This window comes from Kitasatospora sp. NEAU-CNBT7, assembly GCF_057220535.1.
Genome location: NZ_JBXQQB010000003.1, coordinates 390,015 through 402,770, shown reverse-complemented (window position 1 = coordinate 402,770; position 12,756 = coordinate 390,015). Strand labels below are relative to the sequence as shown.

Below are 12,756 nucleotides of genomic sequence, written 5' to 3'. Positions count from 1 at the left end.
TCCTAAAAGGAGAAGGTGGCGGCGGCCGGAGCCGCGGTGGGCTCCACGGCCGGGGCGGTGGGCAGGACGGGTCCGGTGGCGTCGGCGAGGATCTCGTCCAGGGCCCCGACGGTCCGGGCGAGCAGGAATCCGGCGGAGGCCGCGGTGAACAGCTCCGTGCCGTACTCGAACTCCAGCACCGTCCCCTCGGGGCGCCGGTACGCCTGGAGGTTGAGGTCGAAGCGGCTCGTCCCGGGGTGCGGCAGCGCGACCGCGGCGCGCAGGCCGTGCCGGCGCAGGCGGTGGACGCCGAGGTCCTGCAGCGCGAAGAACGCGTCGAACAGCGGGTTGCGGCTGTGGTCGCGGACGGTGACGACCTGGCGGGCCAGCTGCTCGAAGGGGTGGCTCTGGTGGGTGAGGGCGAGGTGGTGCCGGTCGGCGACCCGGCGCAGCAGGTCGGCCAGCGAGTCGCCGGGCTCCAGCCGCAGCCGCAGCGGCACGGTGTTGACGAACATCCCCACCACGCCGTCGAGGTCGGGGTGCACCCGCCCGCTCATCGGGCAGCCGATGGTCAGGTCGAGGTCGCCGGTGATCCTGGCCAGCGCGGCGGCGTAGGCGCTCATCAGCACGGTGAAGTCGGTGACGCCGTGCTGGGCCGCGCAGGCCCGCAGCGCCCGGTCGCGGTCGGGCCCGAGCTCCTGGCGCAGTACGGCGCCGCGGGTGGAGCGGACCGGCGGGCGCGGGAGGTCGGTGGCCAGGCCGAGGGCGGGCGGCGGCTCGGGGAAGGTCTCCCGCCAGTACCGCTCGGACTCGGCGAAGGCGCCGGCGGCGGTGCGTTCGGCGAACCACTCGGCGGCGTCGGCGTAGCGGACCGCTGGTGCGGCCGGTTCGATGCCGACGTACAGGTCGAGCAGTTCGTCGAGGAGCACCTGCAGCGAGACGCCGTCGAAGACGATGTGGTGGACGTCGAGGTACAGCCGGTCGGTGCCCTCGCCCGGCAGCAGGAGTGCGCGGACCAGCGGCGCGGCCGCCAGGTCGAACGGCCGGACGATCCGGGCGAGCGCCTCGGCGTCGGTCAGCGGCCCGGTCACCACGTCGAGTTCGGCCTCGGCGTGGTCCCGGACCAGCTGCCGGACGTCGTCGCCGTCGGCGTGGAAGGCGGTGCGCAGTGCATCGTGGCGGCGCAGCAGCCCGGCCAGTGCGGCGCGCAGCCGGTCGGGGTCCAGGGACGGGGAGACCTCGATGCGGACGGGGATGTTGTAGGCCGTCGAGGCGGGGTCGGTCTGCCAGACGGCGTACAGGGCGCGCTGCTGCGGGTGCAGGGCGTAGGAGGCGCGCGGTGCGAGCGCCGGGATCGGGGTGAGTTCGCTCCGGTCGGCCGCCGCGATCTCCTTGGCCATCAGGCGCAGGGTCCGGGCGGCGAAGAGCTGGTGGAAGCCGAGGGTCGCGCCCAGGGTCCGGGCGATCCGGCCGAGCAGCGCGCCGGCGGCGATGGAGTTGCCGCCCGAGGCGAAGAAGTCGTCGTCGGGGCCGATCGCGTCGGGGTCCAGGTGCAGGACCTCGGCCCACAGCCGGGCCAGGCGCTCCTCGTCGGCGGTGCGTTCGCCGGCGGCTGCGGCGGCCCGGGCGGGCGGGGCGGGCAGCCGGGCGGCGTCGACCTTGCCGTTGGCGTTGAGCGGGAGCGCCGGGAGGGCGATCACCCGGTCGGGGCAGAGGTAGGAGGGCAGGGTGCGGCGGAGCCCCTCGAGCACCTCGGCGGCGTCGGTGCCGGCCGCCAGGACGGCGTAGCCGAGCAGGTGGCGGGCGCTGCCGGTGCCGGCCACCACGGTGTGGGCGTCGCGGACGCCGGGAGCCTCCAGCAGGGCGTGGGTGACCTCCTTGACCTCGACCCGGTGGCCGCGGATCTTCACCTGGTCGTCGGTGCGGCCGTGGAAGGAGAGCACGCCGTCGACGTCGGCGCTGACCAGGTCGCCGGTGCGGTAGTAGCGCTCGCCGTCGAGGTGGACGAAGCGTTCGGCGGTCAGTCCGGGGTTGTGCAGGTAGCCCCGGGCGAGGCCGAGCCCGCCGGTGTACAGCTCGCCGATCCGGCCCGGGGCGGCGGGGCGGCCCTCGGGGGTGACGACCAGCGCGGTGGTCCCGCGGATCGGCCGGCCGATCGGGACGGCGTCGCGGTAGCCGCGCTCGACCGGGAAGACCGTGGTGAAGGTGGTGTTCTCGGTGGGGCCGTAGCCGTTGAGGACGCGCAGCGCCGGGCAGGCCTCGCGGACCAGGTTGACGTGGCGGCAGGAGAGCACGTCGCCGCCGACCAGCAGGGTGCCGAGCCGGGCGAACATGGTGACGTCCTCGTCGACCATCTGGTTGAACAGCGGTGCGGTGAGCCACAGCACGGTGATCCCGGCGTCGTACAGGGTCTGCTTCAGCCGTGCGGGGGTGAGCAGCACCTCCTGGTCGACCAGGTGGAGGGTGGCCCCGGCGAGCAGGGTGCCCCAGATCTCGAAGGTGGCGGCGTCGAACTCGAGCGCGCCGGTCTGCAGGCAGCGGTCGGCGGCGGTGAAGGTGAACCAGTCGGTGTCGCGGACCAGGCGCACCACGCCCGCGTGCTCGACCATCACCCCCTTGGGCCGGCCGGTGGAGCCGGAGGTGTACATCACGTACGCCAGCGGTGATCCGGCGTCGGCCTCCGGGTCGCGGGCGGGGGCCGGCGGTTCGGCGGGGGCCGGGGCGGCGAGCAGGTCGTCCAGGGTGAGCAGCCGGGTCGCGGCGGGTACCGCGTCGCGCAGGGCGCCGGCCGCCGGCGCCGCGCAGAGGATCAGCGGCGGGGCGGCGTCCGCCAGCATCCGGGTGATCCGCTCGGGCGGGAACGCGGGGTTGACCGGCAGGTAGGCGCCGCCGGCCAGGACGACGCCGAGCGTGCCCACCACGGCGTCGACGCCGCGGGGGAAGGCGAGCGCCACCAGTGACTCGCGGCGGACCCCGAGTGCGGCCAGCCGTCCGGCCACCGCCCGCGCCCGGTCGTGGAGCTGGCGGTAGGTCAGCTGCTGGTCGCGGTGGACCAGGGCGACGGCGTCGGGGGTCCGCCGGGCCTGCTCCTCGAACAGTTCGTCGAGGGTCCGGAGGTCGCCGTCCGCGGACGGCATGGATGATGAAGACATGTCACTGCTTTCCACGGCGGTGTGCGCGTCGAACATGTTCTGCGGTCTCACCTCTGGGAGATTTCCACGACGGCCCCGGCGCCTTCCCCGGCGGGGGCGAACAGTCCGATCTCGCCGAATCGTTCGCCCACCCAGTCGTCATCGTAGACGGAGTCGAGATAGCGTTCCCCGAAATCCGGGGAAATGGCCACGGCGCACACGTCGGGCCGCTCCCCGAGCAGCCGCTGGAAGGCGCCGGCGAGCACCGTTCCGGTGGAGCCGCCGAACAGGAATCCGCGCCGGGCGAGAAATCGGCACATCCGGATCGCGTCGACCTCCTCCACCATCAGGATCTCGTCGACCACCGATTCGTCGGCGATCTCCGGACGGCGTCCGGTGCCGAGCCCCGGAATGTGGCGCGTCCCGGCCGGCCCGCCGAAGGTGACCGAGCCCACGCTGTCGACCGCGACCACCTTCGCGGGGTGGCCGGCCTCCTTCAGGTAGCGCGCGCAGCCGGTGAGGGTCCCGGTCGTCCCGGCGCCGACGAACAGGTACTCCAGGTCCGGGTACGCCTTCACGATGGCCGGCCCGGTGCTCCCGTAGTGGGCGAGCCAGTTGTTGTCGTTGGCGTACTGGTTGAGCCAGAACATCCCGGGCTCCGCGGCGCAGCGCTCCTGCACGTGCCGGATGCGGGCGCCCAGCAGGCCGCCGACGGGGTCGGGCTCCGACACCACCACCACCTCCGCGCCGAACACCCGCATCAGGCCGGCGTTGCGCGGGCTGCACCGGACGTCGGTGACGCAGACGAACCGGTACCCCAGGTTGGCGGCGATGGCGGCCACCGCCACGCCGAGGCTCCCGGAGGAGGACTCGATGATCGTCGAGCCGGCCCGGATCAGCCCCTGGCGCTCCGCCGCGCCCAGCATCCCGGCGGCGGCCTTCGCCTTGACCGAACCGGCGAAGTTGAATCCCTCGCACTTCAGCGCCAGCGCCCGGCCGAAAGCCGGCGAGAGGTCGACGAATATGTCGTCGAGGACCAGGTCCTGCGGCGCCCGGATACCGGATTCCCCACCCGCGGGCGAAAAGGTCAAATCAGTGTGCGGAACCATGTGATACGCCACCAGATCCTTTATCCGGGGCACCCGGTCGGCACGGTCGGGATGCGCTCCGGGTAAATGTGCGTCGGGTAATGTCACTGCACGGCCGCAAAAGATCTTCCCGCAGTCCCGCCCGGCTGGCAATGTCGATTTGTCCGGATGCGGCCACTTGGCATGTACCTACCCGCGTAGAGTGTGACCAGCATCACAGATCCAACCGGTGGCGCACCCTCCCCCGCACCCGGCCGGACACCGGGCCGCCACCGCCGCGCTCCTGAACGACCGTCAACCGGCCACCTGGGGCGGCGGATCGGCCCAGCTCACCGCCGTCGAACCGACCGGGCCCCCGTCCCGCCACAGCCCTAACACCCGCCACTCGAGCCACGGTCGAGCACCCGCCCGATCCGCGGCCCCCGAGGGCCCCGTCCCCGGGGGGGCGGTGTCCGCCGCTACTCGCCCGCCAGCGCCGCCACCAGCTGCGGCAGGCTGCCGTCGGCCACGATGAGGGCGAGGTGGTCGTGGTAGTCCCGGCTGCTGACGATCAGTCCGTCACGGACCCGCAGCACCTGGATGTTGGCGGTCTCGAAGGTCCGCCCGGTCGCCCGGTGGTGCACCCGGTAGTCGAACTCGGCGACGACGACCTCGGGGTCCCCGGTCTCCCGGACGACAATGTTCAACGGGGTCAGTTCCACCGGCGAGACCTCGGCGACCAGGGCGAACCGCTCCCGGAGCGCGGCCCGCCCCACGGTCCGGCGCGGCCCGCCCGGCTCGAACACGGTCTCCACCACGGCATCCTCGGCGTACAGGTCCGCCAGCTCCGCGTACCGCCCGTCACCGATGCCCTCGAGCAGCTTCCCGAAGACCTCGCGCGGCAACAGCTTCTCGGACATGACCAACCTCCGGTGGGATCCACGGGCCAGAATCGGACTATCAACTCCGTTTAACGATACGGACCGGCGAGTCCGGTTGTCCAGAAGACGCCGACACGGGCTGGGGACAGCCCCCGCACCGATCCGGGTGCCAGCATGATGGGCTGACGGTCCGCAGGCCCGGCACGCTGGACCGCGACGTCCACGGGGACCGGAAACAGCGGGGAGAGCGATGAAGGTGCGTACGGGGGCCACGGCACTGTGGGTGGGGATCTGCGCGGCGGCGGTGGCGGGCGCGTTCCCGTCGGCCGCCGTCGCCGGGCAGGTGCCGGCCCCCGCCGGACTGCGGGCGGCCGTCGGGCGGACGGTCGCGGACGGATTCCCGGGAGCCGTGGCGTACGCCAGGCAGGGCGGGCGGGAGTCACGGATCGCGGCCGGGCTCGCCGACACCGCGACCGGTGAACGGGCCCGGCCGGACCAGCGGTTCCGGATCGCCAGCAACACCAAGTCGTTCGTCGCGACGGTGCTCCTCCAACTGGAGGGCGAGGGCCGGCTCTCGCTGGACGACAGCGTGGAGAAGTGGCTGCCCGGCGTGGTCCGGGGGAACGGGAACGACGGGAGCGCGGTCACCGTCCGGGAACTGCTCGACCACACCTCGGGGATCTACGACCCCACCGAGGAACCGGAGTTCTTCGCCCCCTACCTCGAGCACCACGCCTGGGGCTACGTGTACACCCCGCGCGAGGTGATCGCGCGCGCGGTCCGGCACGCGCCGTACTTCGCGCCCGGCACCGGATGGCGCTACTCCAACACCAACTACCTGCTCGCCGGGCTGGTGATCGAGGCGGTCACCCGCCGCAGCGCGCCGTCCGAGATCCAGCGGCGGATCCTCGGCCCGCTCGGCCTGCGCGACACCTCCTTCCCCGTGACCGACCCGGACATCCACGGCCCGCACCTGCACGGCTACGACCTCGGCGGACGCGATGTCACCCGGTTCAGCCCGTCCTACGACTGGACCGCCGGCGCGATGATCTCCACCGTCGACGACCTGGCCCGCTTCCACCGGGCCCTGTTCGGCGGCGAACTGCTGCCCCCGGCGCAGCAGCGTGAGCTCCTGACCACGGTCGACTTCCCCGGCGCGCCGGCGTTCGGCCTCGGCGTGCAGCGCGGGGAGATCGCATGCGGACCGGGCCCCGCCGCCCCTGCGGTCCCGGTCTGGGAGACCGACGGCGGCGGGCCCGGCTTCACCAGCGTGGCGCTCTCCAGCGCGGACGGCGAGCGGCAGCTGGTCCTCGCCGTCAACGTCTACGACCTCGGCGCGGACCTGAAGGGCGAGCCGCCCTTCCCGCGGAGCGAGGGCCTGGTGCAGGCCCAGACCGCCGCACTGTGCGGCTGACGAGGACTCAGGCCGGCGCCGAGGCCCCCCGCGGAGCGGGACGGCGGGGCAGTCCGGGGACCGGCCTCAGGAGGCGGCCGGGGCCTGCGCGGCGGCGGGGCCGATGGGGACCACGGCCTCGTCCGTGTGGACCAGGAAGGTCAGGGTCTCCTGGAAGTACAGCTCGATGCGGTCCGTGTCGTGGGCGAGGTAGCCGATCGACAGGTCCTGGCCGAGCTGGAGGGTGAAGTCGCCGCCGCGGGTGGAGAGCAGGAACGCGCCGTCGATGGCGGGCGCCCAGACGATCTCGCCGTCGAGCAGCCGCCGCAGGTGCTCGTGGATCGGGTAGCCGTGGTCCGAGGTCTCGCTGACCGCCGTGTAGGCGTCCGCGCTGAGCGCGAGCGTGTACGCGCCGCCGACACCGGCCAGCCGCAGCTCGCTGACCGCCCGGCTGACCACGTCCGGGTAGTCCCGGGGGTCGGCGGGCAGGGTCAGCGCCGGGTTGCTGGAAGCGCCGCGCAGACCGGTGATCCCGGCCGCCGGGTAGCCCTCGAACACGGCCCGGTCCTCGGCGAACGCCATCCGCTGGGCGGCCTCCTTGACCGGGCCCCAGTCGGCGTCCTGGGCTCCCCGGGCCACCGCGTCGACCTGCAGCCGGTCCACGGTGAACGGGACCCGCAGCTCCACCACCGGACGGGTGCGGCGCAGCCGGGCCCGGACGCCGGCGGCCGGGGTCTCGATGTCGTCCAGGTGGCCGGTGTTGACGGCGGCGAGCTCCGGCCCGGCCGGCTCGGGTACGTCCACCAGGCGGCGGGCCGCGACGTGCCGGGTGAAGGTGCGGCGGGCCTCCTCCTCCAGGTCGGCCCAGGCGGCGGCGGAGATCGGGGCGAGTTCGCGGTGCAGGTTGTCCATGGGGCGTTGCTCCAGTTCCTGTTCCTGGCTCCGGTGCTGAGCGGTGCGGGCCGGCGGTGGGCGGTCGGGGCGGTGGGCGGGCGCGGCTAACGGCTGCTCAGGCCGCCGATGCCCAAGGAGCCGTGGGCCGCCTCCGCCGGCCGGTCCTCCTGTGCGAGTCCCTGCAACAGGCCGGCCGGCGGTGCGAAGAAGAGCGTGCCGGTGACCGCGGTGGAGAAGTCGAGGATCCGGTCGTGGCCGACCGGTCCGTCGCCGAGGAACATGTGCCGCAGCATCTCCTCGGTGACGGCGGGGGTGCGGGCGTAGCCGATGAAGTAGGTGCCGAACTCACCGCTGCCGGGGCTCCCGAACGGCATGTTGTCGCGCAGGATCCGGCGCTCGGTGCCGTCCGGGTCGGTGATGGTGTTGAGGTCGACGTGCGAACCGGGCGCGTCGATCTCGATGTTGGTGAGTTTGCGGCGGCCGACGATCTGTTCCTGCTGCTCGACGGTCAGCCGGTTCCAGGCGTCGAGGTCGTGCAGGTACTTCTGCACGATCACGTAGGAGCCGCCCGCGAACGGCGCGTCCTCGGCGCCGACCAGGACCGCGTCCGAGGCGTCGCCGCCGGTCGGGTTCTCCGTGCCGTCGACGAAGCCGAGCAGGTCGCGCTGGTCGAGGTAGCGGAAGCCGGTGACCTCGTCGGCGACGCGGACGGCGCCCCGCAGCCTGGTCATGATCTCGCTGCCCAGCGCGAAGCAGAGGTCCTGCCGGGTGGCGCGGAGGTGGAACAGCAGGTCCCCGGGGGTGGCCGGGGCCAGGTGGCGGGCGCCGCGCAGCTCCTGGAAGGGGTGGAGTTCCGCCGGGCGGGCGCCGCCGACCAGCCGGTCCCAGGCCTGGGAGCCGACCGACGCGACCACGCTCAGCTGCCCGTCGGGGTGTCCGAAGCCGACGGCCCGCCGGAGGCCGTCGAGGTCCGCGAGCAGGTCCCTGACCACCGCTTCCCCGCCCGGGTCGACGGTGACCACCAGGAACAGGGATGCGCTGGTCAGCGGGCTGAGCACGGACTGCGGCGTCGGCATGCGCACCATCGTGGCACGGGTGCCCGGCCCGCGGGCGGGGGCGCGCGTGCGCCCGGCCCCGATTGCGCCGGCGGGAGGGCGGCGGACCGGAGCGCGGGCGACGGGCGGGGCGACGGAAGGGCGGGCGGCGGGGGTGCACGCGGCGGGGCCCGCCGCCGTGATGTGCCGGTTCAGGTGCTATACACCGGGTATGCCCAGTTCGCCGCCGCCGCCCTCCGCCGGGCCGGGGCACCGCCTGCGGTCCTCGGCGGCCGCCGCGGCCCGGGCGCTCTCGCCGCGCGGCGCGCTCACCCTCGGCCGGGCGGACGGCTCGCTGATGTTCGCCGCCCGGGCGGCGCTGGCGATGGCGTTGGTGGCGGCGCCGCTGGTGGCGGCCGGGCGGGCGGAGCTCGCCCCGTACGCGATGCTCGGCTCCTTCACCACCACCTTCGGCCGCACCATGCCCTATCCCCGCCGGGCCCGGGTGCTGGCGGTGGTCGCGGCGGCGATGACGGCCTGTGTCGGGTGCGGTTCGGCGCTCGCCGCCGGGGCCGATCCGCAGGCGGGCGGGGCGGGCGCCGCGGTGGTGGTCGTGGCGACGGCCGTGGTGGCCGGGCTGGCGAAGCTGCTGTGCGACGCGACCCGGCTGGGCGGGCTCGGCGCGGTGCTGCTGCTGTTCGCGTTCGCCGTGGCGGCCAACGGCGCTCCGGCCTGGTCCGAGGTCGGCCCGCACACGGCGCTGGCGGCGGCGGGTGCGGCGGCGGCCTGGGGACTGGCGCTGGCGGGGTGGTTCTGGCGCCCCGACCGCCCGGAACGGTTCGCGGTGGCGGTGGCACTGCGCGAACTCGCGGCGCTGCTGGAGGCACTCGGCGCGGGGCTCGCGGGCGGACGGGCCCGGCACCGGGCGACCGCCGCCGTCGTCGAGGCGTACCACTGCCTGGGGCTCGCTCCCCCGGTCGCGGGTGGGAGGGAGGAGCGCGGCGGGGTGTGCGTGCGGCTCGCCGACTTCTCCTGGTCGCTGCTGATCGGCTCGGCGGGGCGGGTCCCGGACGGGTCCGCCCCGCTGGTGGTCAGTCTGCGGCGCCAGGTGCGGCTGCTCGGCGACCGGCGCGGGCGCGCGCCGGTGCTGCTGCCGGAGCTGTCACCGCCCGACCCGGCCGGTGCGGCCGGCGGCCCGGCGGGTGCCGGGGCCGCGGCGGACCGCCTCGCCGCGCGGCGGGCCGCCGAGCTGGTGCGGCGGCGGCCCACCGGCTCCGGCCGGCTGGCGGTGGTGGCCGTCCCCGCGCTGCGGATGCTGGTGGGCACCGGGCTGGCGGGTGCGCTGGCCGTCGCGCTGGGGCTCGGCCACGGCTACTGGGCGGCGATCTCGGCGGCGGCCGTCCTGCACTCGGTCAACGTCCGGACCACCGCCCAGCGCGCCGTCCAGCGCACCCTCGGGACCTTCGCCGGGCTGCTGCTGGCCCTGGCGCTGCTGGCCGCGCACCCGGCCGCCGCGGTGCTGGTGGGCCTGGTGGTCGTGCTGGAGTTCCTGCTGGAGGCCGTCGTCGTCCGCAACTACGCGCTGGGCGTGGTGTTCCTGACGCCGCTGGCCCTGCTGCTCAGCGACCTGGCGGCGCCGGCCCCGGCCGGGGAGCTGGTCCGGGACCGGGCGCTGGGCAGCGTCCTGGGGATCGTCGTCGGGCTGGGCTGCGCGCTGGTGGTGGTGCACGGCCACGCCTCGGTCCGGGTGGAGCGGGCGCTGGCGGTGTGCGCTCAGACGGCCGAACGCGCGGAGCGGGCGCTGGCCGGGCGGGCGGGGGTGCCGGTGATGCTGGTCCAGGTGCAGCTGGCGGTCGCCGTGGTGGAGCTGCGCGAGGCCGGTGACGCCGCGGCGGGCGAGCTGTGGTCGGCGGGGATCGACACGGCGGCCCTGGCGGCCGCCGAGCAGCGCGCGTACCAGCTGCTGGCGCGGCTCGCCGGCCCGCGCTGACGGCCGCGAGCGCCCACGGCCGCCCGCGGCGTCGGAGCGGAACGTGTCGGAGCGGAGCGCGTCGGGGCGGAGCGCGTCAGAGGGCCGCCCGGGTGACGGTGACCCTGAGGTGCTTCATCAGCGGCTGGTCGCTCTGGGTGCTGAAGTCGCCGATGGCGCACAGCACGTTCAGCTCCGGCATGTAGCCGGCGGCGCAGCTGCGGGGGATGTCGTACGGGATGGCGAGGTAGCCGTGCACGGCGCGGGTGGTGCCGTCCTTGGCGGTGCTGGTGATGTCGACGGGGTCGAACTCCTCGATGCCGCGTTCGCGCATGTCGTCGGCGTTCATGAAGACCAGGGTGCGCAGGTTCTTGACGCCGCGGTAGCGGTCGTCGTCGGAGTAGATCGTGGTGTTCCACTGGTCGTGGGAGCGCATGGTGCCGAGCGCGAGCGTCCCGGGTGCGGGGACCACATCGGGCAGCGGCGCGGCGGAGAACTCGGCCAGCCCGGACGGGGTGTCGAAGACCAGTTCGCGGGCGGGCTGGCGGATCCGGAAGCCCAGTGGCAGGCGGACCCGGCGGTTGAAGTCCTCGAAGCCGTCGAGGGCCCGGGCCATGGTGTCGCGGATGCGGTCGTAGTCCTCGATGTACCACTCCCAGGGGGTGGCGCTGTCGGGGAGGGCGGCGCGGGCGATGCCCGCGATGATGGCGGGCTCGGAGAGCAGGTGGGGCGAGGCGGGCCGCTTCATGCCGAGGGAGAGGTGGACCATGCTCATCGAGTCCTCGACGGAGGTGCTCTGCGGGCCGCCGCGCTGGTGGTCCTGTTCGGTGCGGCCCAGGCAGGGCAGGATCAGGGCCCGGCGGCCGTGCACCAGGTGGCTGCGGTTGAGTTTGGTGCTGACCTGGACGGTGAGTTCGCAGGAGCGCAGCGCCTCGAAGGTGAACGGGGTGTCCGGCGCGGCGAGGGCGAAGTTGCCGCCCATGCCGACGAACACCGTCACCCGGCCGCGGTGCATCGCCTCGATGGCAGCCACGGTGTCCAGGCCGTGCTCCCGGGGGGCCGTGATGCCGCAGGCCTCGTCCAGCCGCTGCAGGAACTCCTCGTCGGGGCGGTGGTCGATGCCGCAGGTGCGGTTGCCCTGGACGTTGCTGTGTCCGCGCACCGGCGACGGGCCGGCGCCCTCCCGGCCGAGGTTCCCGCGCAGCAGCAGCAGGTTGACGATCTCGCGGACGGTGTCTACGCCGTGCTCGTGCTGGCTGACGCCCAGGCACCAGCTGACGATGGAGCGGTCGGCGTCCCGGTAGATCCGTGCGGCGTCCAGGATCTCGGCCCGGCTCAGGCCGCTCTGGCGTTCCAGTTCCTCCCACGGTGTGGCCTCGCACAGCGCCCGGTACGGCTCGAAGCCGCTGGTGTGCCGGTCGATGAACTCCCGGTCCAGCGCCTTGGGGTCGGAGTGCGCCTGTTCCAGGACGGCCTTCGCCATGCCCCGCAGCAGCGCCATGTCGCCGCCGATCCGCGGCTGGAGGTTGAGGGTGCTGGTCCGGGTGGACTTGAACAGGGCCATGTCGACGAAGTCGTGCGGCACGATGGTGCGGGTCGCGGCGGCCTCGACCAGCGGGTTGACGTGGACGATCTGTGCGCCGCGGTGGTACGCCTCGGCCAGGGCGGTGAGCATCCTGGGGGCGTTGGAGGCGGCGTTGACGCCCATGATGAACAGCGCGTCGGTGGCTTCCCAGTCCTTGAGGTCGACCGTGCCCTTCCCGGTGCCGAGGGAGTCCTGCAGGGCGCGGCCGCTGGCCTCGTGGCACATGTTGGAGCAGTCGGGGAGGTTGTTGGTGCCCAGCTCCCGGGCCATCAGCTGGTAGAGGAAGGTGGCCTCGTTGCCGAGCCGGCCGGAGGTGTAGAACGCGGCCCGGTCCGGGTCGTCGAGTTCCCGCAGGGTGCGGCCGACCAGGTCGAAGGCGTCCTTCCAGCTGATCGGGACGTAGTGGTCGGTGGCCGGGTCGTAGACCATCGGCTCGGTGAGGCGGCCCTGGTCCTCCAGGGCGAAGTCGCTCCACTCGTCGAGTTCGGCCACCGAGTGGGCGGCGAAGAACTCACGGCCGACCCGCTTGCGGGTCATCTCCCAGGTGACGTGCTTGATGCCGTTCTCGCAGATGTCCAGGTGCAGGCCCTTGGTGTCGTCCGGCCAGGCGCAGCCGGGGCAGTCGAAGCCGGTGTTCTCGTGGTTCATCCGCATGATGGCGCGCGGCCCGTCGACCAGGGCGCGGCGGGCCGCCAGGACCCGGGTGACGCTCTTGGCCGCGCCCCAGCCCGCGGCCGGGTGGTGGTAGGGCCGGAACTGCGCGGCCTCCTGGGGCGCGGGTCCGGGCTCCGGGCGGTCCTGCGGGTCGTCGGGGGCGTTCACC

At 74.3% G+C, this 12,756-nt stretch carries 8 protein-coding genes; 2 read left to right on the top strand and 6 right to left on the bottom strand.

Features of this window, described 5'->3' with window-relative positions; all coding sequences use genetic code 11:
- Nucleotides 1-2 precede the first annotated feature (2 nt).
- From AC2TEW_RS06570 to AC2TEW_RS06560, 3 genes are all read right to left on the bottom strand, one after another.
- Nucleotides 3-3,131, bottom strand: a complete 3,129-nt coding sequence (locus tag AC2TEW_RS06570) for a non-ribosomal peptide synthetase (RefSeq protein WP_484622365.1) — start codon at nt 3,129-3,131, stop codon at nt 3-5.
- 47 nt (nt 3,132-3,178) lie between these two features.
- A complete protein-coding gene (gene sbnA, locus AC2TEW_RS06565) occupies nt 3,179-4,306 on the bottom strand; it encodes a 2,3-diaminopropionate biosynthesis protein SbnA (RefSeq protein ID WP_484622364.1) in 1,128 nt (375 codons plus the stop codon).
- Between the two features lie 350 nt (nt 4,307-4,656).
- The gene (locus AC2TEW_RS06560) at nt 4,657-5,097 is read right to left on the bottom strand and encodes a nuclear transport factor 2 family protein (protein WP_484622363.1); all 441 of its coding nucleotides are present in this window, start codon (nt 5,095-5,097) and stop codon (nt 4,657-4,659) included.
- A 211-nt stretch (nt 5,098-5,308) separates the two neighbouring features.
- On the opposite strand from AC2TEW_RS06560, the gene AC2TEW_RS06555 reads away from it, so the two are divergent.
- Nucleotides 5,309-6,472 carry a serine hydrolase domain-containing protein gene (locus AC2TEW_RS06555; RefSeq protein ID WP_484622362.1) on the top strand — a complete coding sequence of 388 codons (1,164 nt, stop codon included), beginning with the start codon at nt 5,309-5,311 and terminating at the stop codon, nt 6,470-6,472.
- 66 nt (nt 6,473-6,538) lie between these two features.
- Here the strand turns inward: AC2TEW_RS06555 and AC2TEW_RS06550 are convergent, their stop codons facing one another.
- Both AC2TEW_RS06550 and AC2TEW_RS06545 read right to left on the bottom strand, forming a co-directional pair.
- Nucleotides 6,539-7,363 carry a family 1 encapsulin nanocompartment shell protein gene (locus AC2TEW_RS06550; protein ID WP_484622361.1) on the bottom strand — a complete coding sequence of 275 codons (825 nt, stop codon included), beginning with the start codon at nt 7,361-7,363 and terminating at the stop codon, nt 6,539-6,541.
- Nucleotides 7,364-7,449: 86 nt separating this feature from the next.
- On the bottom strand, nt 7,450-8,421 hold the full coding sequence (locus tag AC2TEW_RS06545; protein WP_484622360.1) for a Dyp-type peroxidase: 972 nt from the start codon (nt 8,419-8,421) through the stop codon (nt 7,450-7,452).
- A gap of 190 nt (nt 8,422-8,611) precedes the next feature.
- Between AC2TEW_RS06545 and AC2TEW_RS06540 the strand changes: the two genes are divergently transcribed.
- Complete coding sequence (locus AC2TEW_RS06540; RefSeq protein WP_484622359.1) at nt 8,612-10,369, top strand: FUSC family protein; 1,758 nt, start codon at nt 8,612-8,614, stop codon at nt 10,367-10,369.
- Between the two features lie 76 nt (nt 10,370-10,445).
- On the opposite strand, the gene AC2TEW_RS06535 is transcribed toward AC2TEW_RS06540, so the two are convergent.
- Entirely contained in the window at nt 10,446-12,755 is a 2,310-nt protein-coding gene (locus AC2TEW_RS06535) for an FdhF/YdeP family oxidoreductase (protein WP_484622358.1), read from the bottom strand.
- Between the last annotated feature and the right edge of the window lies 1 nt (nt 12,756).

Bases quoted from the DNA above. Each gene is read 5' to 3' on its own strand.
- AC2TEW_RS06570 (WP_484622365.1), bottom strand. From the start codon at position 3,131: ATGTCTTCATCATCCATGCCGTCCGCGGACGGCGACCTCCGGACCCTC.
- AC2TEW_RS06560 (WP_484622363.1), bottom strand. From the start codon at position 5,097: ATGTCCGAGAAGCTGTTGCCGCGCGAGGTCTTCGGGAAGCTGCTCGAG.
- AC2TEW_RS06555 (WP_484622362.1), top strand. From the start codon at position 5,309: ATGAAGGTGCGTACGGGGGCCACGGCACTGTGGGTGGGGATCTGCGCG.
- AC2TEW_RS06550 (WP_484622361.1), bottom strand. From the start codon at position 7,363: ATGGACAACCTGCACCGCGAACTCGCCCCGATCTCCGCCGCCGCCTGG.
- AC2TEW_RS06545 (WP_484622360.1), bottom strand. From the start codon at position 8,421: ATGCCGACGCCGCAGTCCGTGCTCAGCCCGCTGACCAGCGCATCCCTG.
- AC2TEW_RS06540 (WP_484622359.1), top strand. From the start codon at position 8,612: ATGCCCAGTTCGCCGCCGCCGCCCTCCGCCGGGCCGGGGCACCGCCTG.